The sequence below is a fragment of the Microbulbifer weihaiensis genome, from assembly GCF_048323715.1.
Lineage (GTDB): Bacteria > Pseudomonadota > Gammaproteobacteria > Pseudomonadales > Cellvibrionaceae > Microbulbifer.
In genome coordinates, this window is record NZ_JBLWFL010000006.1 from 74,731 (window position 1) to 99,205 (window position 24,475).

The 24,475-nt window shown below is 58.1% G+C and carries 19 protein-coding genes; 12 read left to right on the forward strand and 7 right to left on the reverse strand.

Annotation, left to right across the window (positions count from 1 at the left end):
- Window positions 1–22: 22 nt before the first annotated feature.
- Window positions 23–2,071, reverse strand: a complete 2,049-nt coding sequence (locus ACNKU7_RS08530) for a transglycosylase SLT domain-containing protein (protein WP_418296549.1) — start codon at window positions 2,069–2,071, stop codon at window positions 23–25.
- A gap of 93 nt (window positions 2,072–2,164) precedes the next feature.
- Between ACNKU7_RS08530 and ACNKU7_RS08535 the strand changes: the two genes are divergently transcribed.
- On the forward strand, window positions 2,165–4,069 hold the full coding sequence (locus ACNKU7_RS08535; protein ID WP_418296550.1) for an ATP-binding cassette domain-containing protein: 1,905 nt from the start codon (window positions 2,165–2,167) through the stop codon (window positions 4,067–4,069).
- Between the two features lie 55 nt (window positions 4,070–4,124).
- On the opposite strand, the gene ACNKU7_RS08540 is transcribed toward ACNKU7_RS08535, so the two are convergent.
- Window positions 4,125–4,568 carry a universal stress protein gene (locus ACNKU7_RS08540; RefSeq protein ID WP_418296551.1) on the reverse strand — a complete coding sequence of 148 codons (444 nt, stop codon included), beginning with the start codon at window positions 4,566–4,568 and terminating at the stop codon, window positions 4,125–4,127.
- Window positions 4,569–4,749: 181 nt separating this feature from the next.
- On the opposite strand from ACNKU7_RS08540, the gene ACNKU7_RS08545 reads away from it, so the two are divergent.
- The 4 genes from ACNKU7_RS08545 (at window position 4,750) to ACNKU7_RS08560 (ending at window position 9,164) form a co-directional block, all read left to right on the forward strand.
- Window positions 4,750–5,286, forward strand: a complete 537-nt coding sequence (locus ACNKU7_RS08545; RefSeq protein WP_418296552.1) for a hypothetical protein — start codon at window positions 4,750–4,752, stop codon at window positions 5,284–5,286.
- Window positions 5,287–5,611: 325 nt separating this feature from the next.
- Entirely contained in the window at window positions 5,612–8,320 is a 2,709-nt protein-coding gene (topA, locus tag ACNKU7_RS08550) for a type I DNA topoisomerase (protein WP_418296553.1), read from the forward strand.
- On the forward strand, window positions 8,320–8,847 hold the full coding sequence (locus ACNKU7_RS08555; RefSeq protein WP_418296554.1) for a DUF6586 family protein: 528 nt from the start codon (window positions 8,320–8,322) through the stop codon (window positions 8,845–8,847). The genes topA and ACNKU7_RS08555 overlap by 1 nt, the downstream gene beginning before the upstream one ends.
- 62 nt (window positions 8,848–8,909) lie before the next feature.
- Complete coding sequence (locus ACNKU7_RS08560) at window positions 8,910–9,164, forward strand: hypothetical protein (protein WP_226661919.1); 255 nt, start codon at window positions 8,910–8,912, stop codon at window positions 9,162–9,164.
- Window positions 9,165–9,264: 100 nt separating this feature from the next.
- On the opposite strand, the gene lexA is transcribed toward ACNKU7_RS08560, so the two are convergent.
- Window positions 9,265–9,873 (reverse strand): transcriptional repressor LexA, encoded by a 609-nt coding sequence (gene lexA / locus ACNKU7_RS08565; protein WP_418296555.1) that lies wholly within the window; start codon window positions 9,871–9,873, stop codon window positions 9,265–9,267.
- A 309-nt stretch (window positions 9,874–10,182) separates the two neighbouring features.
- On the opposite strand from lexA, the gene ACNKU7_RS08570 reads away from it, so the two are divergent.
- Entirely contained in the window at window positions 10,183–10,830 is a 648-nt protein-coding gene (locus ACNKU7_RS08570) for an LOG family protein (protein WP_418296556.1), read from the forward strand.
- Window positions 10,831–10,905: 75 nt separating this feature from the next.
- Here the strand turns inward: ACNKU7_RS08570 and ACNKU7_RS08575 are convergent, their stop codons facing one another.
- Entirely contained in the window at window positions 10,906–11,238 is a 333-nt protein-coding gene (locus ACNKU7_RS08575; protein WP_418296557.1) for a DUF6763 family protein, read from the reverse strand.
- Window positions 11,239–11,466: 228 nt separating this feature from the next.
- Between ACNKU7_RS08575 and ACNKU7_RS08580 the strand changes: the two genes are divergently transcribed.
- From ACNKU7_RS08580 to ACNKU7_RS08595, 4 genes are all read left to right on the forward strand, one after another.
- On the forward strand, window positions 11,467–12,096 hold the full coding sequence (locus tag ACNKU7_RS08580; RefSeq protein ID WP_418296558.1) for a TetR/AcrR family transcriptional regulator: 630 nt from the start codon (window positions 11,467–11,469) through the stop codon (window positions 12,094–12,096).
- 105 nt (window positions 12,097–12,201) lie between these two features.
- Window positions 12,202–13,215 (forward strand): beta-N-acetylhexosaminidase, encoded by a 1,014-nt coding sequence (gene nagZ / locus ACNKU7_RS08585; protein ID WP_418296559.1) that lies wholly within the window; start codon window positions 12,202–12,204, stop codon window positions 13,213–13,215.
- Between the two features lie 87 nt (window positions 13,216–13,302).
- A complete protein-coding gene (locus ACNKU7_RS08590; RefSeq protein ID WP_418296560.1) occupies window positions 13,303–14,424 on the forward strand; it encodes a mechanosensitive ion channel family protein in 1,122 nt (373 codons plus the stop codon).
- A 274-nt stretch (window positions 14,425–14,698) separates the two neighbouring features.
- Complete coding sequence (locus ACNKU7_RS08595) at window positions 14,699–14,914, forward strand: cold-shock protein (RefSeq protein WP_226661900.1); 216 nt, start codon at window positions 14,699–14,701, stop codon at window positions 14,912–14,914.
- Window positions 14,915–15,155: 241 nt separating this feature from the next.
- Here ACNKU7_RS08595 and ACNKU7_RS08600 read toward each other — a convergent pair whose 3' ends face one another.
- The 3 genes from ACNKU7_RS08600 to mfd form a co-directional block, all read right to left on the reverse strand.
- Window positions 15,156–16,391, reverse strand: coding sequence for a DUF819 family protein (locus ACNKU7_RS08600; RefSeq protein ID WP_418296561.1), 1,236 nt, complete (start codon window positions 16,389–16,391; stop codon window positions 15,156–15,158).
- 108 nt (window positions 16,392–16,499) lie between these two features.
- Entirely contained in the window at window positions 16,500–17,348 is an 849-nt protein-coding gene (locus ACNKU7_RS08605; RefSeq protein WP_418296562.1) for a CsiV family protein, read from the reverse strand.
- 94 nt (window positions 17,349–17,442) lie between these two features.
- Entirely contained in the window at window positions 17,443–20,940 is a 3,498-nt protein-coding gene (mfd, locus tag ACNKU7_RS08610; RefSeq protein ID WP_418296563.1) for a transcription-repair coupling factor, read from the reverse strand.
- Between the two features lie 316 nt (window positions 20,941–21,256).
- Here mfd and ACNKU7_RS08615 point away from each other — a divergent pair, with 316 nt between their 5' ends.
- Together ACNKU7_RS08615 and ACNKU7_RS08620 are read left to right on the forward strand one after the other, a co-directional pair.
- Window positions 21,257–22,720, forward strand: coding sequence for a glyceraldehyde-3-phosphate dehydrogenase (locus tag ACNKU7_RS08615; RefSeq protein ID WP_418296873.1), 1,464 nt, complete (start codon window positions 21,257–21,259; stop codon window positions 22,718–22,720).
- A gap of 412 nt (window positions 22,721–23,132) precedes the next feature.
- The gene (locus ACNKU7_RS08620; RefSeq protein ID WP_418296564.1) at window positions 23,133–24,473 is read left to right on the forward strand and encodes a Na(+)-translocating NADH-quinone reductase subunit A; all 1,341 of its coding nucleotides are present in this window, start codon (window positions 23,133–23,135) and stop codon (window positions 24,471–24,473) included.
- The last annotated feature ends 2 nt before the right edge of the window (window positions 24,474–24,475 follow it).

A 24,475-nucleotide genomic window follows, 5' to 3' on the forward strand; every position in this document is an offset into this window, starting at 1 on the left:
GCGGAACCTTCGCGCATCCCGCCTACAGTTTTGACTCCGCTTCACCCTTCCTCAATAGCGAGGTTTTGGTGCCGCTGCGGTAGGCATAAATCACCGAGTATGAGAGCACATTCTGTACATACTTGCGTGTTTCGCTATACGGGATTGTCTCAATCCATACATCGAATGGCAGTTTTTTATCCGTGTCCCTGAGCCAGCTGGATACCCTTCCAGGACCGGCATTGTAAGCGGCCGCCGCCAGGAAACGGTTGTTGTCAAAGCGGTTCAGCAGGGAATTGAGATAGTAGGCCCCGAGGTTGATATTGGTTGTTGGGTTCAGCAGATCCCAGCTGTGGCGGTAGGGCACGCCGGCCTTGCGTGCGGTTTCGCTGGCGGTTGAAGGGAGAAGCTGCATCAGTCCCATTGCCCCGGCGTGGGATTTCGCGTCGTGGCTGAAATGACTCTCCTGGCGCGCAATGGCGTAAACCAGGTAGGAGTCCAGTGCGGTCTTCTTGCCCATGCGGCCTGATACTTCCGCAACAATGTCGGAAAAGGCCAGGGGAAAGCGCAGCTCCAGATCGTCGAGGTAGTCTGCGGCGAGGATCGACTGAATCGACTTGTGGTACCAGCCCCAGGCGCTGGCGATCCTGCCTGCCGACATCAACTCCTGCGTGGTCATATCGTCCGTGGCGTAATCCCATTCCCGGCGTGCGTGGTAAAACTCACCGATAGCCTGTAATTCCCTGGCCCGTTGCATGCCGGCACGGGCTGCGACTTCCTCCACCTGTTCCGGTTTGATCGGGGCGGGTTTGTCGACAAAACTGTAATCCTGGCCGATCGCATCAGACGAAAGAAAGCCGTAATAGCTGCGCTCTGCCGCAGCCTTGCGATAGAGCTGCTGGGCCAGTGCCTTGCGTGTCTGCGCCTCACTTTTGCCGTGGGACGCTTGCTCGTCGATGGCGCGGGCTTTCCAGTACAGCCAGCGATCCTGGTTCTGTTCCTCGGTGGGCAGCTGGTCAATCCAGAATTCCACCTGGGCCCAGTCCATCTCCCGGAGCGACTGCCGGATCAACCACTCGCCGGCGCGCTGGTCGAAGAAGCCGTCATTGTGCTTGATCAGGTCCTTCAGGCCTTTGTGGTCGTCCTGACGGGCGAACTGCAAGGCCAGGTAGCGTAAAAATTCGTCTTGCTCGTCGTCGTCATACAGGTAGCTGGCGCTGTAGCGCTGCCATGCGGATCCGGCCTTGCCGGCGTCGCGCTGTGCCAGGCGTCGCAGGCCGATATTCACGATATCGCGATATTCGGGATCCTTCTTGATGAACTTGTCGTAGTTGAGAATTTGCTCGGGTTTGCGGTACACCGCGCGCATAAGTTCCGCACGCTGGGTATCCGTTTTGTTCATCTTGCGCGCGATATAGGCAGCCAGATCCAGGTTTCCCGCCGTCACGGAGAGATAGTGACGCTTCCACGCCAGAGCGTCCGTCAGCCCACCGTCGCTGATCCAGCGATCGAAAGCGGGGTCGCACTCTTTGGGTTGCGAGGCGCCAACACTCCAGAGTTCCTCGATCAGTGCATAGGCTTCTTTTTTGTCGCCGTGACGGCTGAGCGCGTCGGCATAGTAGCAACGCAGTGATGTGCGCGTTATGCGATCCGGTCGGTAGTACTTCAGGTATGCGCGAAAGCGCTCCCGGCTGCCGAGTTCACGCAACACGCGCACGCGCATCCAATCGCCAATGGCTGTACCATCGTACTCTTCGAGGAAGCGGTCGATATCGTCGTAGGGCAATCTCGAGAGATTCTTGCTGATCGCCCAGTAATCGATGTACGGCAGGAGAGGGTAGTCTTTCAGCTCCTTCTTGAGCTTTTTCAGTTCGCGCTGGTCATTGTGCGCGATGGCCAGTCGGGCCTTTTTGAGCTTCTCGCGGGCTGCGACTGCTCTTTCCGCCTCTATGACGTCATTGCGCTCTTTCTTGATAGCGCTCGCCGCACTCGCCGCGGCGACGGCCGTTGGCTGTTGTGCACTCGCGGACAAAGCGAGCATGGAGAGGCCGGTAGAAAGAATTATGGCGAGTCCTTTGCTGCCAATCGACATACTGAAAACCCGATTGAGAAATCGCTTATTCGTGGCGCTCAGAATAAAGCGTAAAATATCCTTTTTCACCCAAAAATATTGTAGTTGTTATTTATGTTGCTTCAGTTGGATGGCGTGTGTTTGCGCTATGGCGTACAAATATTGGCCGATGATGTCAGCGCCAAAATCGAGCGCGGTGATCGGATCTGCCTGGTTGGCCGCAATGGCGAGGGCAAATCCAGCCTGTTGCGCCTGGTCGCCGGCGGTGGAGAGCCGGATGCGGGCGAGGTGATCCGCCAGAGTGGGGCTGTATTCGCCACGCTGGAGCAGGCTTTGCCCGAAGGGTGTACGGACACGGTATACCGATACGTGGCGGCAGGCCTCGGGGACGTTGGCCGCTGGCTGGGGGAGTACCGTGAGAGCCAGAACCCCGATTTGCAGGCAAAAATCGATGACGCCCACGGCTGGGAGTTGATGGCGCGTATCGACAGTGTGCTGGATCGGCTGAGTCTTGATCCCGAAGCGCTTGTCGCGGATATGTCCGGCGGGTGGCAGCGGCGTGCGGCGCTTGCCCGGGCCCTGGTCAGCGAGCCGGATCTGCTGATCCTGGATGAGCCTACCAACCACCTCGACATTGCTGCAGTGGAATGGCTGGAGAGCTTTCTCGCCACATACCGCGGCGCGCTGCTGTTTGTGAGTCACGACCGGGCCCTGGCCCAGCGGCTGGCGAGCACGGTCTGGGACCTCGATCGCGGCATTTTGCGCGTGTTCAACTGTCCTTTTGATCGCTACCAGCAGGAAAAAGAAAAGCTTCTGGAAGAAGAAGCGCGCAACGACGCGCTGTTCGACAAAAAGCTGGCACAGGAGGAGACCTGGATCCGGCAGGGCATCAAGGCGCGCCGTACCCGCAACGAGGGCCGTGTGCGAGCGTTGGAAGCGTTGCGCCGCGAGCGTCAGGCGCGCCGGCAGCAGCAGGGGATAGCGCGCATGTCGCTGGATTCCGGGGAAAAATCCGGGAAGCTGGTGGCGGAGTTGACCGGAGTGAGCTTCGCCTTCCCGGGTGAAGCGCCACTGATCAGCAATCTCGACTTCACCCTGATGCGCGGTGACAAGGTTGGCCTGATCGGCCCCAACGGTGCCGGAAAAAGTACCCTGATCCGGCTGCTGCTGGGGGAGCTGGAGCCGCAGTCGGGCAATATTCGCCTCGGTACCAAGCAGCAGGTGGCGTATTTCGACCAGCGCCGGGACACTCTGAATCCGGAACTTTCGGTACTGGACAATATCGCCGAGGGGCGTGAAAGCATTCAAATTGGCGGCAGCACCCGTCACGTTATGTCCTACCTGAGCGACTTCCTGTTTTCCGGGGTCAAGGCCCGGACAAAAGTGGGGGCACTCAGCGGTGGTGAGCGGAACCGGGCGCTGTTGGCCAAGCTTTTCAGCCAGCCGGCAAACATTCTGGTGCTGGACGAACCGACCAACGACCTGGACGTGGAAACCCTCGAGCTGCTGGAGCAGTTGCTGCTCGACTTCCCCGGAACGGTACTGCTGGTGAGCCACGACCGGGCCTTCCTCGACAACGTCGTCGACAGCTGCCTGGCATTTGAGGGACAGGGACGCGTGCGTGAATATGTCGGCGGTTATCAGGACTTCCTCCGTCAGGGCGGGCGTTTTCTGAGCGCGGAAGAGCAACTGAATGCACGCAAAGGTTCTGGATCCGCATCTGTGAGCGATGCAGTTTCAGGTGATAAGGGCGATGCGCAACCTGCCGCGGAGGCTCCCGGGAAATCTGCACAGAAAGGCAAAAAGCTCAGCTACAAGCTGCAACGCGAGCTGGATGCGCTGCCTGCGCTCATTGAGCAGCTGGAACAACAGCTCGGAGAGCTGGAGGCGGAAATGGCTGCGCCGGAGTTTTACCAGCAAGAGAGCGGGGTGGTGCAGGAAAAACTGGAGAGGCTTGCGGATGTCCAGCAGCAGCTCGAAACCGCTTTCGAACGCTGGGCCGAGCTGGATGAAATGTAGGCGCAGGTGTCTGCGCCTCGTCATCTGCGGGTGTCGCGGGTTTTCGCCCCAGGAATTATTCCTTGGGTGAATGCACCCGCACCGCCAGTACGTCGCATCCAGCGCCGTGAAGAACGCCATTTGCGGTGGAGCCCAGTAGAAGGGCGAGACCGTGCCGGCCGTGGCTGCCGATCACAATCAGATCGCAACCGGAGTCCTCAGCCAGCCGGTGTATTTCCGTGGCGGGCTGCCCCAGCATGACGTGCTGGCGGGATTCCGGGATGTTGAGTGCGGCCCCGGCTTTGCGCAGTTGATCCTTCGCCTGGTTTTGCAGCTGTTCCTGTACTTCGGAGAGATCCATGGGAATATCGCCGCCATAGGCGAAGGTCAGCGGCTCGATAATGTGTGCCAGGCTTACCTGCGCGCCGCTATCCGCGGCAATCTGAGCGGCGCGATCCAGCACCTGGGCCGAGTCTTCAGAGAGATCCAGTCCCACTAATATATTTTTATATCCCGCCATATTCTCCTCGCATCTACAGTAATTCGTGTCGAATTCCGGCAACCCTGCCAGCCGGGATCCGGGGCCTATGCCTGCCCGGATCAACTGAGTCTACTTTAAAACAACAGGCTTGACACACAGGTATGCGTGCAGGGAAAAATGTGTGCCCAATTGATGCGTTTTAATGAGCAAGGAATCTGCAATGGCCAGCTGGCTTCCCCTGATTGTTATTGTTTTCGCCGTCGTCCTGGTGATTGGCCCGGTTATGTGGCTGAAGCCCAGTAGTCGCGATCGGCGCCTGGCCAGTTTGCGCCAACAAGCTGCAGCATCCGGCTTCAAAGTACAGATGCAGCCTTTGCCCCCGTCGCAGGGCGAGGGCAATGCCGCTGTTTATATCGCGCCCTGGCGCAATCCCCGGCGGCTTAAAACCGGCTGGGGACTGGAGCTCAAGCGCATGACACATGACATGCACTTTGATGGCGTCTGGGACTGGTATAAAGGACGTGAGGCGCCAGAGGCCGCGAATGGGCCCCTGCGAGAGCTTCTGGGCCGGCTCCCAGCCGATGCCACGGCCGTTCTCTGTACGGATGGAGGTCTGGGTGTTCAATGGCAGGAGCGCAGCGGGGATCCCGGGATGAAGGCGGTTTCCGATGCCCTGCGGGATCTGCGCCCGGTAATAGAAGAAGCGATTCGCGAGCCCCAGAGAAATGCACCGGGCGCCAGCGGTTCCCCCGAGTGAGGTGGTGTTCTCGGGGTGTCGTGCCACTGTCGCATTTGCGGATCTGGTCTACTGTATACCGGTTAACAGCCGGGGAAGCGGCCGGTCGTCGATAACGGGTGTGTTCGATGATTTTCCGGGCACTCCCGGATGCGGAATTTCAGCTGAACCAGCGGTCAATTAGCGGGTCAGAATTTGCAGATGGGGACCCATTTGGGCAATAAAATTTTGGCGCTTGCTTGACCGCACCGGGGGCGAAGCATATATATTCGCGCAGCGTGCGGTGTCATCCGGCAGTATCGGGCGGCGCGAAAGTAGTAAATTTTCTTTTAAAAATCAGAAGCTTATGGGTAAATCACTGGTCATTGTCGAGTCACCGGCAAAGGCGAAAACGATCAATAAATATCTCGGTAAGGACTTTGTCGTGAAGTCCAGTATCGGTCACATCCGGGATTTGCCAACTGGCGCTTCCAGCAAGCAGGCAGTGGATCCCAAGGAGCGTGCCCGTCGCGCCGCTGAGACCCGCAAGCTTTCTCCCGAGCAAAAAGAGATCTACAAGCGCAAGAAAAACCGCGAGCAGTTGATCCGCCGAATGGGTATTGACCCGGATCACGACTGGGAGGCGCACTACGAAGTGCTCCCGGGCAAAGAGAAGGTCGTGGATGAGTTGCGCAAGCTTGCCGCCAACGCCGACCACGTCTATCTCGCGACGGACTTGGACCGCGAGGGAGAGGCGATTGCCTGGCACTTGCGGGAATCCATAGGCGGTGATGAAAGCCGCTACCGTCGCGTGGTGTTCAACGAGATCACCAAGTCCGCAATTCAGCAGGCTTTCGAAGATCCGGGCCCGCTTGATATCAACCGGGTGAACGCCCAGCAAGCACGCCGTTTCCTTGACCGCATTGTTGGTTACATGGTTTCGCCGCTGTTGTGGGAAAAGGTTGCCCGCGGACTTTCCGCCGGGCGCGTGCAATCGGTTGCCGTGCGTCTTGTCGTCGAGCGCGAGCGGGAGATCCGTGCATTCATTCCAGAAGAATACTGGACGCTGTTTGCCGACACGCACACCGCCAAATCAGATGCATTGCGGCTTGAGGTGAAAAAGCAGGGCGGCGAAGCCTTCCGTCCTACGAATGAAGCTGATGCTATGGCCGCGGTGAAAGCGCTGCAGGCGAGCAATTTTGAAGTTGTTGCGCGGGAAGATAAACCCACCAGCTCCAAGCCGAGCGCACCGTATATCACTTCTACGCTCCAGCAGGCGGCGAGTAACCGGCTTGGCTTCAGTGTGAAGAAGACCATGATGATGGCCCAGCGTCTGTACGAGGCTGGCTACATCACCTATATGCGTACTGACTCGACCAACTTGAGTGCCGAGGCGGTTTCTTCGGTTCGGGATTACATTGTCGAAAATTACGGTGAAAAGTACCTGCCGGCAGACCCGAATCGCTATAGCAGCAAAGAGGGGGCGCAGGAGGCGCACGAGGCCATTCGTCCGTCCGATGTGCGAATGAAGCCCAATATGCTGAGCGGCATGGAACGGGATGCAGAGCGGCTCTATACGCTGATCTGGCAGCAGTTTGTTGCCTGTCAGATGACCCCGGCCCAATTTACTTCTACCTCTGTGGTGGTCAATGCGGGTGATTTTGAACTGCGCACCCGTGGGCGTGTTATTCGCTTTGATGGTTTCCTCAAGGTTGCACCCCAGCAGTCCAAAAAAGACGAAGACGTGGTGCTGCCGGATATCAAGGTTGGCGAAAAGCTCGCGCTGAACAAGCTGGATCCCAAGCAGCATTTTACCAAGCCCCCTGCGCGCTTCAGCGAAGCGGCGCTGGTGAAAGAGCTTGAGAAACGCGGTATCGGCCGCCCGTCCACCTATGCCTCGATTATTTCCACGATTCAGGATCGCGGATATGTTCGCCTGGAAAATCGCCGTTTCTATGCGGAAAAAATGGGCGATATCGTAACGGATCGTCTGAGCGAAAGTTTTACCGACCTGATGGATTACGGCTTTACCGCCAATCTGGAAGAGGCCCTGGATGCGGTCGCTGAAGGCGACAAGGGCTGGAAGGACTTGCTCAACGAGTTTTACTCTGATTTCTCCAAGCGTCTCGAAGCAGCGCAGGCCGCAGAGGGCGGTATGCGCCGCAATGCGCCGACAGACACCGATATTGAATGCAGCCAGTGCGGTCGCCACATGCAGATTCGCACCGGCTCTACCGGTGTCTTCCTCGGTTGTTCCGGTTACGCCCTCCCGCCCAAGGAGCGCTGCACCAACACCATGAACCTGGTGTCCGGGGAGGAAGCGATCGACGCGGATAAGGACGAGGAAGCGGAAACCCGCCAGCTGCGTGACAAGCGTCGCTGCCAGAAGTGTGGCACTGCGATGGACAGCTACCTGCTGGACGAGCACCGCAAGCTGCACATCTGCGGTAACAACCCGGACTGTAACGGTTTTGAGGTAGAGAAGGGCACCTTCAAAATCAAGGGATACGATGGCCCGTTGATTGAGTGCGACAAGTGCGGAAGTGACATGCAGCTGAAGTCCGGCCGTTTTGGCAAGTACTTCGGTTGCACTAACGAAGCCTGCAAGAATACGCGCAAGCTTCTCAAGAACGGGCAGCCTGCACCACCGAAGATGGATCCGGTGCCGATGCCGGAGCTCGCCTGCGAAAAAGTGGATGACACGTATATTCTGCGAGACGGCGCATCCGGTCTGTTCCTGGCCGCCAGTCAGTTCCCGAAGAACCGTGAAACCCGCGCGCCGCTGGTCAAGGAGTTGCTGCCGCACAAGGACGAGATTGATCCCAAGTACAGCTTCCTGTTCTCCGCGCCGGTGGAAGACGACGAGGGTCGGGACACGGTGGTGCGCTTTAGCCGCAAAACCCAGGAGCAGTACGTGCAGTCTGAAGAAGACGGCAAAGCAACGGGCTGGAAGGCGTTTTACACCGCCGGGAAGTGGCAGGTAGAGGCGCCGGCCAAGAAGAAGCCGGCGGCCAAGAAAAAGGCCGCAGCGAAAAAGGCACCCGCAAAGAAGCGTCCGACCGGTAGCAAAAGTTGATGAGTAACCCCTATACCGGCAGCGTGGCTTCTGCGCTGCGGAAAGGCCAGCTGTTGCTTGAAGTGGTATCCGGTGGGGCGCGTGCGGATGCGCCCCCCCTTGCGGAAACGGCACTGCTTGAAGGGGCTCTGCTTCACCTGTGGCGGGCCTACCGGGCGTTCCTCGGCGAGCAGGCCCACCAGCTGGGGCTGGGCGCTGAGCCGGAAAGTGCCCGAGCGCTGAAGAAGTTGGCCGAGGCACGGCAGAAAACCAGTGCGGAAATCGATGAACTGGTCGGGTTGGAAGAAAACCCGGACAGCTGGTTATATGGGATGGCTTGGGCGTGGAAGGGGCTCTGGCGGCTTTCCGCCCAGAACCCGTTGGCAGATGTCGGTAAAGCCGGTGGCGCTGCAGCGGCCTCCCTGATTCCTCTGGCGCAGCTGGATGAGCCGCGGGTAGATACCCTGGGTGCTCAAAAATTAACCTTTTGGTGCCGTTCGCTTAGCGAGCTGATTGCTCGCCAGCGTGCCCAGGGGCAGGAGTGGTAGCGGGGTAATCGTGGGCAGCTGTGTTACACTGCGCGCAAATCCCGCTGTAACTGGAGAAGTGAATGTCCTCTGAGACCTTTGAAATCATCGAGTTGTCCAATGGCGATGTGGCGCTGCGCCGTGCCGGCCACAAGGAAGACCCGCTGGTACGCATTCATTTCTCAGAGGAGAGCCTGCACTTCCTGCGCGAGCACAAGGTCGCCATCGCCCGCGCGATGCTCGAGGCCGGTATCGAAGCCGTTCAGGATTTGAATGAGCTGGAGCCTGAGCCCTTTGAAGAAGAGGACGTGGATCTCACCGAACACACGATCCACTGAATTCTGCGACCATTGGCGGCAGCTTGCTGCCGCACATAAAAAAACAGGGCCCATCGGGCCCTGTTTTTTTATGCATGACTGCCAGGTGGGGTAGGTCGGATCAGTCCGCGTGTTGGCGGATAACCCCAACAGCCAGCCCTTCGATGGCAAAATTCTTGTCGCGCATATCCACCTGGATAACATCAAACTCCGCATTCTCAGGCAGCAGCTGAACCGTCGCCTGGTTGCCGCGGCGGCGGAAGCGCTTCACGGTAACCTCGTCATCAATTCGGGCAACAACAATCTGACCATTGCGGATGTTGTCAGTGCGCTGCACTGCGAGTAAATCCCCGTCCAGAATGCCCGCGTCTTTCATGCTCATCCCGTGCACTCGCAGCAGGTAGTCTGCTGGCGGGTGAAAGAATTCCGCAGGTATCTCACAGTACTCTTCGATGTTCTCTTCCGCGAGTATTGGATTGCCCGCGGCTACGCGCCCAACCACTGGCAGCCCAGTATGGTGATCCGGGATTCGAATACCCCGGGATGCTCCGGCCACCATTTCGATTGCGCCTTTTCTTGCAAGGGCCTTCAGGTGTTCTTCCGCAGCATTGGGTGAGCGAAAACCCAGCTCCTGGGCGATTTCGGCCCGGGTTGGTGGGTAGCCTGTTTCATCCAGATAGGACTTGATCAGATCCAGAACCTGAGCCTGGCGAGCAGTGAGATTTGTCATGGGCATTCCTGTTGTCTGTATTTTTATACAGTTGCTGTGATTATATACAGATTTAGGGGTAGCGCAATCTTTCACGGTGGGCGCTAAAAGGGCTGCTAAACTTGGGGTGTCGCTGAAAACTTTTTGCTGCCTGATGCAGCGCGAATTGAATGGAGGTAACGAAAAGACAGGAACCAGTACCGCCGGAAAATATCCCGTGTCCGCTCAGATGTCGTGGGTGTACAGCACTGCGTGCTAAGTGCCTTCGGCGCATTTTCCCGGGACCGGCTCGGTAAATTAAACCGCGTTGTTTGAATAAGGAGAAGGCATATGCTGGATGCAAAAATGCCGGAGGCGTGGCGAGTGCTGCGTATTCAATCGGAACTTGTCGATGGCATTGAGCGCTTGATCAGCCTCAAGGGGGCAGTCACCGTTTTTGGCAGTGCACGGTTCCCGGAAGATAGTCCCGAGTACCAACAGGCCGTGCGTCTTGGCGAGCTGCTGTCCAGTGAGGGTATTCCGGTGATAACCGGCGGTGGCCCCGGTTTGATGGAAGCGTGTAATCGAGGTGCATTTCCGGAATCGGGCTCTTCCATTGGCCTGAATATCGAATTGCCCTTCGAGCAATATCCCAATGCCTACCTAGATATCAGTTTGCACTTTCGCTATTTCTTCGTCCGAAAATTCATGTTCGTAAAGCACGCTGTGGGCTTTATCGCGCTGCCCGGTGGTTACGGCACAATGGACGAGTTGTTTGAAGCGCTGACACTCGTGCAGACAAAGAAAGTCTTTCGGTTTCCGATTGTGCTGGTGGGCAAGCGCTATTGGGCAGGCCTGGTGGACTGGCTGATGAACACGGTACTTGAACGGCAGTGTATCGATGCCTCGGATCTCAATCTTTTTCGGCTGGTTGATACGGTCGATGAAGCAGCGGAAATCATTATCGAATATATTCGAGAGCGCAATGAAACGCCCTGATGCAGCCTAATGTTGCGCGCACGTCAGGGTGAGGTGAGCGTGAGCGCATTCCAATCCGTTGCCAGTTGGCTGTGATCAGTAACCTTCATCAGTGCCGGAAAAGCTATCCCCCTCCAGCCGGTCAACGGCATTCTGTGCCGGCGAAAGCACCGGGCTTCGGTAACCCCCGTCTTCCGCATCCTGCATTTCCTCCGCTAAACGCCCGTAACCGGCATTGGCGTCCTCAGGAGGAGCAGCGCCTATCACTGGCAGTTGAGGCCAGCTGTCAAACTCGATTTCGTCGACGGTGCCGTCGAGATACTGTATTTCGATGCTGTGACCCTGATAGTCCACCGCGACCACCTCAAAAAGGTCGCCGGTATCAAAGTTCTCGAACCAGCTACCGATTTCCGGGGCAATTCTGGCCATGCGCATGCCCTCCTGTTGCGAAATTTTTGATCTCTCGTAGGCAATCTAGTGTTGTTGTCGGCAGCCCGGTAGTTCAATGGATCCGCTTTGCGGCAGGCGCAGGATGGCGCGCAGGCCGCGGGATTGCGGGGTATGGGGTAGCTGCCTGATGCGAGGTTGTTCCATTTGCCGCCGACTGTGCTAGTCTCGTGTGTTAAACAAGCGTTTAAATTAATGGTTTGAATTGGCATGAGTCAGCCAGATACAGTCGGTCGCATTCTGGACGCCGCAGAGGTGCTGTTCGCCGAACGCGGATTTACCGAGACGTCGTTACGCACGATCACCAGCACCGCCGGGGTAAACCTGGCAGCGGTGAACTATCACTTTGGTTCGAAAAAAGAACTTATTCAGGCGGTGTTTGAGCGCTTTCTTACACCTTTTACGGAGCATCTGGACCGAGAACTCAGCCGGCGTGCGAGCCAGGATGGCGAGTTACAGGTAGATGACCTGCTACAGAGCCTGTACAGCGTGGCGCTGGCCGGGCTGGCAAACGAGGGCAGGGATCCAAAGCGGTTTATGCGTCTGCTAGGTCTCGCCTATACCCAGTCGCAGGGGCATATGCGTCGATTCATCGTGTTGCGCTACGGATCCACATACCGCCGTTTTGCCGGGCTGCTAAGGGAGGCGCTGCCTGGGATCGACCCGGTTACTTTCTACTGGCGGCTTTATTTCATGCTGGGCGCCACAATCTTTTCGCTTTCGAGCTTTGACGCCATCGAGGCTATCCTGAGAGAGGATTTCGGAGCCGAAAGCAGCCTCGAAGAGACTCTCGCCCGTTTGGCTCCTGCTGCGACCGCGTTGTTGACCGGGCCGCAATAATCTCCAGTGTGCGGCCGTCACAAGATCTGTCGCGTATTCCATATATCATCGCAGGGCGAGCTACGGGAGTAGCTTGCCTTTGTGTTATTTCCAGGAGGTATACACATGTCGGCCCAGATCGGACCAGTGATGATCGACGTCGAAGGGCTGGTGCTCTCTGATGAGGATCGCGAACTTCTGCAACACCCTTTGGTCGGTGGACTGATTTTTTTCGCACGCAACTATCGCGACCGCGCCCAGCTTGAAGCCTTGGTTGGTGAGATCCGGGCGGTGCGTCCCGAAATCCTTCTTGCCGTGGATCAGGAGGGGGGGCGTGTACAGCGCTTCCGCGACGAGTTTACCCGTATTCCCTCGATGCAGGCGTTGAGTGCGCAGGCAGATGCACAGCGCTTGCGGGATGTTGGCTGGCTGCTGGCAGCCGAGCTGCTGGCGGTAGGTGTGGACTTCAGTTTTGCGCCGGTGCTGGATGCTGACGACGATTTCTGTCGCATTGTCGGTGACCGCAGTTTTGCCTGTGACCCGTTGCAGCTCTTCGAAAAAGCGCGTCCGTTTATGGCGGGCATGCACGAAGCGGGAATGGCCACCACCGGAAAACATTTTCCCGGGCACGGCCAGGTTCGCGAAGACAGCCACGAAGAGCTACCGGTGGATCAGCGTGCGCTCGAAGAAGTACTGGCCACTGATTGCCAGCCCTTTGCCCAGGGTATTGCTGCCGGTGAGCTTGAAGCCATCATGCCCGCGCATATCCGCTTTGCGCAGGTCGACGAGCGCTCGGTCGGCTTTTCCCGGTTTTGGCTGCAGGACATTCTGCGTGGCAGGTTGGGATTTGATGGTGTCATTTTCAGTGATGACCTGACGATGGAGGGCGCCGGTGCTGCCGGCGGCTACAGTGAGCGGATTCGCGCGGCGATGGCGGCCGGTTGCGATATGGGGGTTGTTTGTAATAATCGCGAGGGTGCAAAGCAGGTCCTGGCGGCGCTTGAAGGGTTTGAGCCTGATCCAGAGTCCAGTCGACGCCTCGCGCGGATGCGTGGCAAGCCGACGATAACGTCCTGGGCGGAACTGGAGCGATCACCCCGCTGGCAGGAAACGCGCCAGTGGCTCGCGTCCTGGATGTAAGGTGCGGACCCGAACCTCGCAGGCGGCGTTTACCGCACGGCCTTGATGTGCAATGAAATTCAATAAGATGTAGAGACGGAGTGTTGTGTGGAATCAGTTAAAGGATTTTTGCAGGGCCTGTTGGGGGATGACCGCTTCTGGATTGCCGAAGTATTCCTGATCGTACTTGTAACTGCACTGGCTTCCTGGTTACTGGGATTGTTTGTCAGCCGGCTTCAGGTCAGGGCTGAGCGCACGGTAAACCCCTGGGACGATGCCCTCGTGGGCTCGATCAATCCCCCGGGTTCTGTTCTGATCTGGCTGATGGGTTTGACGGCGGCTGCAGCGAGGGCTGGTTCCGCGACGGACGCCGAGGTATTTACCTGGCTGGCCGGCAACCCCAGGGCCGTTGCTTTCGTCGTTGTGATTACCTGGTTCGCGCTGCGGTTCGCCAAGGCCGTTGAGGTAAACCTCGCTGACCCCCGCTTTATGCGCAAGCCAATTGACGCTACTACCGTGCGCGCGATCGGCAAGCTGGTGCGCGCCTCGATCATGATTACCGCGGCAATGGTGATCATGCAAAGCCTCGGGTATAGCGTCAGCGGTGTGTTGGCGATGGGCGGTATCGGTGGCCTGGCCATCGGCTTTGCCGCCAAGGATCTGCTGGCCAACTTTTTTGGTGGCCTGATGATTTATCTCGATCGCCCGTTTGCGGTCGGTGATTGGGTGCGCTCGCCCGATAAGGAAATTGAAGGTACGGTTGAAGATATCGGTTGGCGGCTCACCCGGATCCGGACGTTTGATAAGCGCCCGCTATATATCCCAAACGCCGTGTTTACCCAGATTTCCGTAGAGAACCCGTCGCGAATGCTGAACCGGCGTATTTATGAGACGGTGGGTATTCGCTACGACGATGCGAAGTTGATGGCGCCAATCGTCAAAGCGGTTAAAGAGATGCTGCTTCAGCACCCGGAAATCGATACCAACCAGACATTGATCGTGAATTTCAATTCTTTCGCGCCCTCGTCGTTGGATTTCTTTATCTACACGTTTACCAAAACAACTGACTGGATTCGCTACCATGAAATCAAGCAGGACGTTTTGTTAAGGGTGTTACAGATTGTTGAAGATCACGGCGCGTCCTGTGCATTCCCGACGTCGACTTTGCATATCGCGGACATGCCGCAATTGTCTCTGGAGCGCGCGCAGGAAAGCGATCATTTGCGCTAATGGCAGGTAAGTCGCGCGGGGGTTTTCGGTGCCAAATGGTCATATTTATGGAATACAGCACATATATTCGGTGATATGTTGCGCACTGGGCGCGAGAATTAATATTAAATTCGCGTTCATCCCTAGACACTGGCGCAGTTTTATCTAAGAATCGGTAGGGACTTGGCCCATTGGTCAGGTACTTCGAGATTGCGGCATTTGATGTCGCTGAAATTGGGGTAGGCGCACCGTCCACAATAGAGACTGGCGCAATAACAATAATGAGGTTGGCTTAATGAGTGATCGCGTTACGGGTACCGTGAAGTGGTTCAACAATGCCCGGGGTTATGGTTTTATCACCTGTGCAGAGGGTTCCGAAGATATTTTTGTACACTACCGCAGCATTCGTGGGGATGGTTACAAAACCTTGAACGAAGGGCAGGCAGTAGAATTCGAAATGCAGAAAGGCGATAAAGGCCTTTTGGCTGAAGACGTAGTTCCTTGCGAATAATATTGCATTAGGTCAATCCGCTGTGAGTCCTCCGGGCCTGGCAGCGGGCCTCCAAAAGCTGTTTCACATCGCTCTACCGGGGCCGTATCAATAAGATATCTCCGGCGGTTAGGTTTTAATTGCTTTACGCCGGTACTATTGCTGTGGTGTAGAGCTGTTCTCCCGGGTGATTCCAGCAACAAAAAAGCCCCATTAATGGCGAATGCAATCGCCATTAATGGGGCTTTTTTGGTTGTCTGCGTTAGCCCGCGCCGACAATCCTGAGCAGCTGTCCGCAGAACCAGGCCGCGTAGGTTCCCAGTGCATACCCCATTACTGCCAGCAGTACGCCGACCGGGGCGAGTGACGGGTGGAAGGCTGCCGCAACCACCGGCGCGGATGCAGCGCCACCCACGTTGGCCTGGCTGCCAACCGCCATAAAGAAGGTCGGGGCCTTGATCAGTTTGGCGACCAGCAGCATCAATCCCGCATGGATGGCCATCCAGATAATACCGAGTACAAACAGCTCGGGGCTTTCCTTCAGTGCCGTGATATCCATGTGGGTGCCGATAGTGGCCACCAGGAAATAAATAAAGACGGATCCCACCTTGGAGGCTCCAGCGCCTTCGAGTTTCTTGGCGGGTGAAAACGCCATGGCTACACCCAGGGTGGTCGCGATGACGATCAGCCAGAAGAACTGGCTGGTGAAGCTGAAGCGTGCCAGCTGTGGAGCGTTGGTTTGGAACCAGGGGGCCAGGAAGTCCGCGAAAGCATGGGCGATGGCGGTAACACCAAAACCGACAGCGGCGATCAGCATCAGATCCTGAAGAGTCGGGATGCGCGCGTGCTTGCGCTGCATGGTTTCGACGCGCTCGCGCAGCGTGTTAATGGCGGTTGTGTCGGCGCCGCGTCGAGCATCCAGCTGCTTGGCATTGCCGGCCATAAGCAGCAGCACCGCCATCCAGATATTCGCAACGATCACATCCACGGCCACCATGGCAGAAAAGACCTGACCGCCCACACCGAAAATTTCCTTCATTGCTGCCTGGTTGGCGCCGCCGCCGATCCAGCTACCGGCGACGGTGGTCATGCCGCGCCACACCGCATCCGGGCCGTTACCATTCAGTATGTCGGCGTCAAAGAATGACATGATCAGCAGTGCCAGGGGGCCGCCGATCACAATGCCGAGCGTGCCGGTAAGGAACAGGATCAGTGCTTTCGGGCCCAGGTTGACGATGCCTTTCAGGTCGATACTGAGGGTAAGCAGAACCAGGCTCGCGGGAAGCAGGTAGCGCGAGGCAACAAAATACAGGTTGGAGTTGTGCGCATCGATGATGTGGAAAGTGGTCAGCAGGGAAGGCAGGAAGTAGCACAGCAGCAGCGCCGGTACAAAGCGGTAAAAGCGCTTCCAGAAGCGGTGTTCGCTACTCGCCGTATAAAAAACCAGGCCGAGTATGGCCGCTAGCATGCCGAGAATAATCGCGTCGTTTGTGATCATAGTTTTAAATTATTGGGCGGTTTGATGGGTTTATTCTTTGGGCTGGTGTGTTGCCCTGTTTTAAACGCAAGGCGGCCCAAACAGGGCCGCCTTGGAAACGGTTGCCGGTCACTGCAGGGCGGGCAGATCCAGGTCTTCGTCCGTAATTTCATCGGGCTGCGAGCTCACGGTTCGCACTTCAACCAATACACCCAGTTTGGGGTGATCAATATAGTGGAGCTCCCCGCTGCGCAAACGGCGCTCTTCCTGTAACACGGCAACGCGGCTCGCATAAAAGGGGGTGTGTGCTTCAGTCGCGCCATCGGCAAAGAATACCGCGGAGTCTGCGCTTGTGCTGTAACTGCCGTTGCCGCCAAATGCGGAATCGCTGGAAAGCGCGACGGGCTCTTCGCTCACATCGCCGCGGAGTGCACTTTTTGGCTGCGCCGGAATCTGGATGCCCTGCACGCTGGAGGTGGTGGCGCCACTCGGGGCGTCCAGCTCACTGAGCCACAGGTCGGTGCTGAGGTGCAGGTAGCGCGATACGCTGAGGGTGATGCTGCCTTCGAGCGCATGGTGATCCTGGAGAGCCGGGCCACCTTTGATCAATACCTGCGGCGCATTCCGCTGCTCCTGCAGCACCTGTCGCCAGGTCTTGTGGAACAGAACCCGGTAGCCGGGCGAGCGTCGCAGGGCGTCGACCTTGTTGTCCAGCTGGTTTGCCGCCGGCTGCAGGGCCGGGTAACCGGCATCGGCGGAAGAGGGGGTGTCGAAGTCCACCCAGCGATCCGCGTACTCCAGGCGTGGCGCTGCGGGCCAGCTTTCCCGGGACTGATTCATGCCGTTGTCGCGGCTGAAAACCACCAGTTCAATTTCGAACTGGTTGCCCGCGTAGCTGGCGGCCTCGGCGCCTGCGGCGCAAAGGGAGAGTAGCAGTGCGCTGCCAAGGTGTCTGAAGCGATTGGTAATATTGGTCATCTTGATACCGCTATTGTCATTATGGACCGCGCTGCACTGGCGGCGAATGGCCCATGTTATCACTGTTTTCCGACGAGATTGTGCCACGGGTCATCTATTGGGACAGTTGCTCCAGGACTTCGCTGACCTGTTGCAGGCGCTGTTCCGGGCCGCTGTCGTCCAGGGCAAAGCTCAACTGGTTGGCCCCCTGGAGCTGGAAGCTGGTGGGGCGGGTCTGAACCAGCTTGACAAGGGTGAGCGGATCCACGTTGGCTTTGTCCGCGAATTCGATGCGACCGCGGCTGGCGGACGCTTCCAGTTTACGAATCCCCATTTTGTTGGCGTTGAGCTTGATCTCGGTAATCCGGAACAGGTGCTTGACGGGCTCCGGCAGCAGGCCAAAGCGGTCAATCATTTCCACCTGCAGCTCTTTCAGCGCTGCCTTGTCTTCCGCGTTAGCGATGCGCTTGTACATGATCAGGCGGCTGTGCACGTCCGGGAGATAGTCTTCCGGGATCAGCGCGGGTACCCGCAGGTTCACGTCAACCGCGGGGGATTCCAGGGGCTCGTCGATATTCGGCGTGCGGCCCTCGCGGATGGCCTTGACGGCGTGGTCCAGCATTTCCATATAAAGGTTGAAGCCGACGCTCTGGATTTGCCCGCTCTGTTCTTCGCCCAGCAGTTCGCCCGCGCCACGGATTTCCAGGTCGTGGGTGGCGAGGGTGAAGCCCGCCCCCAGATCCTGGGCTTCGCTGATGGCTTCCAGCCGTTTGACCGCATCCGCGGTCATCGCGCGCTTGTTCGGGGTCAGCAGGTACGCATAGGCCTGGTGGTGCGAGCGCCCAACCCGGCCGCGCAACTGGTGCAGCTGCGCGAGGCCGAACTTGTCCGCCCGCTCGATCAGGATGGTGTTGGCGCTCGGCACGTCAATACCGGTCTCAATGATGGTGGTGCAGACCAGGACGTTGAAACGCTTGTGGTAGAAGTCGCCCATCACCTGTTCCAGTTCGCGCTCGCGCATCTGGCCATGGCCGATGCCGACCCGCGCCTCGGGCACCAGCTCCTGGATTTCACGGGCGATCCGCTCGATGCTCTTCACTTCGTTGTGCAGGAAGTACACCTGTCCGCCGCGGAGGATTTCACGCAGGATGGCTTCCTTCACCAGGGCGTCATCGCGCTCCCGTACAAAGGTCTTCACGGACAGCCGTCGCGCCGGCGGGGTAGCGATCACAGACAGGTCGCGGATGCCGGCCATCGCCATATTCAGCGTGCGTGGGATGGGTGTGGCGGTCAGGTTCAGGATGTCGACTTCGGCGCGCAGGCTCTTCAGCTTCTCCTTTTGGCGAACGCCGAAACGGTGCTCTTCGTCGATAATCAGCAGCCCCAGGTTTTTGAACTTGAGGTCACTCTGCAGCAGTTTGTGAGTGCCGACGAGGATGTCCACCTTGCCCTCGGCCACCCGTTCCTTGATTGCGTCCACTTCCTTGGTGCTGCGGAAGCGGGAGATCACCTCGATGCTCACCGGCCAATCGGCAAACCGATCCTGCAGTGTCTGGAAGTGCTGCTGGGCGAGCAGGGTGGTGGGCACCAGCATGGCAACCTGCCTGCCTCCATGGGCGGCCACGAAGGCCGCGCGCATGGCGACTTCGGTTTTGCCGAAGCCCACGTCGCCGCACACCAGCCGGTCCATCGGCTTGTCGGACAGCATGTCGGCCACCACAGATTCGATGGCATGTTGCTGATCCGGTGTTTCCTCGAACGGGAAGCCCGCGGCAAATTCGCGGTAAGCGAGCCCGGGATTGTTGAACGCGTGCCCCACGCGGGCCTCGCGACGGGCGTAAATATCGAGTAGCTCGGCCGCTGCATCGCGCACCTTTTCTGCGGCTTTGCGCTTGGCTTTCTGCCACTGCTCGCTGCCGAGCTTGTGCAGCGGGGCCAGTTCTTCATCGGCGCCGGAATAGCGGCTGATCAGGTGCAGGCTGGCTACCGGCACATAGAGCTTGGCGCCGTCGCCGTATTCCAGTGTCAGAAACTCCGCCTGCTGGCCGTCAATCTCGAGCCCCTGGAGACCCTTGTAGCGGCCAACACCATGATCGATGTGCACCACTGGGGCGCCGATCCGCAGTTCGGCCAGGTTCTTGACCGCGTTGTCGGCATCTTCTTTGGCTTTGCGGCGACGGCGCTGCTGCAGCACCCGGTCGCCAAACAGCTGTGGCTCGGAGATGACATTGATCGCCGGATCCAGCAGAACCATGCCCTGGTCAACGGGGGCGACGGTAATGCCAAATTTTTCACTGCTGTCGACAAAGTCGGCCCAGGAATTGAACGTCCTGGGTTTCTGGCGGATGCCTGCCAGTAATTCCAGTAGCGCCTCGCGGCGCCCGCTGCTCTCGGCACAAAACAGGACGCGCCCGGAATAGTCCATCAGATAGGCTTCCAGCGCGCTGAGGGGCTGCTCGGACTTGCCGTTTACCGGGAGGCTTGGTGGCGTGGTTGTGGCAAAGTTGTAGTTGCCGCTGGTCTCGTCGAGGGTTTCGGCGGAGAAGAAGGCCCGCGGATGGGTCTTGAGGGCCCCGTAAAATTCATCGACGTTCAGTAGAACCTGTCGCGGCTCCAGGATGGGTCTGGTGAGATCGCCGCGGCGGCTCTGGTAGCGGTTCTCGGTCTCCCGCCAGAAGGATTCAACGGGCTTTTGCAGGTCGCCCTGGACGAATACCGGGCTGTTCTCAGGCAGGTAGTCAAAGAGGCTTGCGCACTGCTCAAAGAAGAGTGGCAGATAGTACTCGATACCTGCGGGGGCGATGCCGGCACTGATGTCCTGATAGATGGAGACCGGGCCGGGATCCACGTCAAACTGTTCATGCCAGCGCTCCAGGAACTTGGCCAGCCCGGCCTTGTGCATCGGGAATTCCCGTGCCGGCAGCAGGTCGATCTGCTCCACACGGTCGACGGTACGCTGATCCTCCGGATCAAAGGTACGGAGGGATTCAATTTCATCATCGAACAGGTCGATCCGGTAGGGCAGGGAACTGCCCATTGGGAAGATATCCATTAAAGAGCCGCGCACGGCAAACTCGCCATGCTCGTAAACCGTGTCCACGCAGTGGTAGCCCGCCTGTTCCAGCAGCTTGCGCTGGGCGTCCAGGTCGAACTTTTGCCCCTCGCGCAGCACCAGTGCATTGCCGGCCACGTAATCCTGGGGGGCAAGGCGGTGCAGGGCTGTGCTCACCGGGACGATGACAATACCGCTGTCCATCTGTGGCAGCCGGTACAGGGTGGCCAGGCGGTCGGAAATGATGTCCTGGTGGGGCGAGAAGGTGTCGTAGGGCAGAATTTCCCAATCTGGGAACTGGATGATTTCCAGCGTCTGACCACCCTTTGGAGAATTATTTTCTACCTCCCCATCTCGCCGCGACTTGTTAAAAAATTTCAGCTGAACCTCAAGCTGGTGCGCTTCCTGGCTGTTGCGCGCAATGACCAGGGTCGGGGCGTGGGCGTTTCGCGCTGCCTGCAAAATGGCGAGAGCGGCGCTGGCGCCATGTAATTGCCCCCAGAATTGGCGGTCATTCTGGTTGCGGAAGGCGGGGGGCGATAGTGGGGGGAACTGGCTCATGATTCCTTATAATTCCGTACTTTCTGCCCGCATAAGAGGCGGGAGGCGCACTATTGTAACGGCGATCGATGACCGCTGCAGGCAGGGTGTGAAATTCTGTTTTTCCTCGGGTTCATGCCGGGTGAGTTTTGGTGGTGTGACCGGGCGTTTTGCAGTGGGTGTGAATGTAGTTTAACTACAGTTTTTTGGCTGTTTTTCGTGCGGTTGCGCGCCCATGGGGGAATCCACATAATCCGCTGCCATGTGACCTGGGAGCTGATTGGGAACGCTGCCAGGCGCCGTACTAAGACCTATATTTTTCACTTTGCAGAGGTGTCTGACAGTGACTCAGAAGCGACCGAAGCCCGCAGACTTTTTCAAAGACTGGAAAGCGCGTGAAGCGCTGGCGGAATCCATGATTCCGATGATTGGCAAGCTCAATCGGGAAAGTAATGTCGGCATTTACATGTACGGCCAGAACCTGGTGAATCGCTCTGTGCTGAGCATCATGAAGGCACATCGCTTTGTGCGCCAGGTAGAAGAGAATGAGCTGTCTGAGTTCGAAACCTTCCCGGTGCTCGAAGCCATTTGCAAACTTGAGCTGGGTCCGGTGCATATCGACCTGGGCACGCTGACCAACAAATTCATGCGCGATGAGCGCGGTCTGGCGGTAGAAGATTTTGTTCGCGAAGAGCTGGCGGATGCCTCTGGTGCAGGTACACCGCTGCCGGAGCCGCAGGATGTGGTCATTTACGGTTTTGGTCGAATCGGCCGCCTGGTGGCTCGTCTGCTGATCGAGAAGGCGGGCAGTGGTGACGTGTTGCGTCTGCGTGCCATCGTGCTGCGCAAGGGCAGTGCCGCCAACGACCTGGTCAAGCGCGCTTCCCTGCTGCGTCGCGACTCCGTGCACGGTGCATTCAATGGCACCATCCGCGTGGATGAAGAGACCAACACCCTGATCTGCAACGGCAATGAAGTCAAGGTGATCTACGCGAACACCCCGCAGGAAGTGGATTACACCCAGTACGGCATCAACAACGCGCTGATCGTCGACAGTACCGGTGTATGGCGCGACGAAGACGGCCTGGCCCAGCACCTGGAGAGCAAGGGCGCTGCCAAAGTTCTGCTGACCGCGCCGGGCAAGGGCGATATCAAGAACATCGTTTACGGCATCAACAACGGTGATATCACCCCGGAAGACAAGATCCTGTCCGCCGCTTCCTGTACCACCAATGCCATCGTGCCGGTGCTGAAGGCCATGATGGACAAGTACGGCGTAGAGCACGGTCACGTAGAGACTGTTCACGCGTACACCAACGACCAGAACCTGATCGACAACTACCACAAGGGTGAGCGTCGTGGCCGTTCCGCTGCGCTGAACATGGTATTGACCGAGACTGGTGCGGCGAAGGCTGTGTCCAAGGCGCTGCCGGAGCTGAAGGGCAAGCTGACCGGTAACGCTATCCGTGTGCCGACCCCGAACGTCTCCATGGCGATCCTGAACCTGCGTCTCGGCAAAGAGACCACCAAGGAAGAGCTGAACGAGTACATGCGTGATGTGGCACTGCACTCGCCACTGCGTCAGCAGATCGACTTTACCAATTCTCCGGAAGTGGTATCCAGCGACTTCGTTGGCTCCCGTCGCGCCTGCGTATTTGACTCTATCGCCACCATCGTGGAAGGCGACAACGCTGTGCTGTACTGTTGGTACGACAACGAGTTCGGCTACAGCTGTCAGGTTGTTCGCTGTCTCGAAGATATGGCCGGTGTCCGCTACGAGCTCTTCCCCAAGAAGGACTGAGTCGCGGCTGACCAATTCCCGGGGCGGGCTTGCCCGTCCCGGGGTGTCACATCCTCTAAAGTTGTTGTTTTTTCAGCAAAAATTTCCCCCTCTTCGCCGCTTTTGGCTGCTTTCGCACTGGTAAACACACTGTCCCATCCTTATAATGCGCGCGATTTTGCGGGGCTGCCGTGCAGCCGGGGAAAATGTGCCGGAGGATGCTCATTCCTTGAGGAATAGGGCGTTTCAGAGGTCATCCCCGGGTGGTTAGCAACTTCTTTACCTAGTGGTGTACCGAATGGTGGCTACTATGTGGTCAGGGCTCTTATATGCCGCGGCCTAAGTCCCCGCTATGGGTTTCCTCTTTCATTTTTAGCGTTTTTTAAACCTAGAAGCTTACAAACCTACCAACTTAGAACTTAGGCATAGGCGTATGAGAAAAATCCGTCGGGGATTGGATTTACCCATATCCGGCGCGCCCGAGCAGGTCATCTATGATGCACCTGCAGCCAAGACTGTTGCGGTGCTTGGTCCCGATTACAACGGGATGAAGCCGACCATGGCAGTTGCGGAAGGGGATAGCGTCAAACTCGGACAGCTGCTGTTCACTGACAAAAAGACCGAAGGCGTGCGCTACACCGCACCAGCCGCCGGCCGCGTAGTGGCAATCAACCGCGGTGCCCGCAGGGTGCTGCAGTCTGTTGTCATCGAGGTCGACGGTGATGAAGCTGAGCAGTTTGCCAGCTACAGCGCGGATCAGCTGGCAAGCCTGACTGCTGAGCAGGTGCGGGTTAACCTGGTGGAGTCCGGTCTGTGGACTGCACTGCGCACCCGTCCTTACAGCAAGGTTCCGGCTCTGAATGCCCAGCCTTCTGCTCTGTTCATCAATGCCATGGATACCAATCCGCTGGCGGCAGATCCGGCTGTGATCATCGCCGAGCAGCGCGAAGCGTTTGCCCAGGGTGTCGAGATCCTCGCCAAACTGGCTGAGAAGACCTTTGTTTGTACCGCACCTGATGCGGACATCCCTGTACCGAGCGTTGCTTCCGTGCAGCGTGAAGCCTTCGCTGGCCCGCACCCGGCCGGTCTGACCGGTACCCATATCCACTTCCTGCACCCGGTCAAGCCCGGTCGCCAGGTATGGAGCATCAACTACCAGGACGTGATCGCCGTTGGCAAGCTGTTTGAAACCGGCAAGCTGTTCACCGATCGCGTCGTCGCCCTGGGTGGCCCCCAGGTCACCAAGCCGCGTCTTGTGCGCACCCGTCTGGGCGCTGACCTGACTGCACTGCTGGCTGGTGAGACTACAGGTGATGACAACCGTGTGATTTCCGGTTCCGTGTTTGGCGGTCGTACCGCGGAAGGCCCGCTGGCCTACGTGGGTCGCTACCACAACCAGATCACCGTGCTGCAGGAAGGCCGCGAGCGCCCGATGCTGCACTACTTCACCCCCGGTGCGAACCGCTTCTCCGTGCTGCCGATCTACATCAGCCGCCTCATGAAGAGCAAGCTGTTCAACTTCACTACCAGCACCAACGGTTCTGAGCGTGCGCTGCTGCCGATTGGCACCTACGAGCGCGTAGTACCGCTGGACATCCTGCCGACTCAGCTGCTGCGTGCACTGGTCGTTGGCGACACCCAGGTTGCTCAGCAGCTGGGCGCGCTGGAGCTGGATGAGGAAGATTTGGCACTGTGCACCTTTGTGTGCCCGGGCAAGTACGATTTCGGCCCCATTTTGCGGGACAACCTGACTCGCATTGAGAAGGAGGGTTAAGG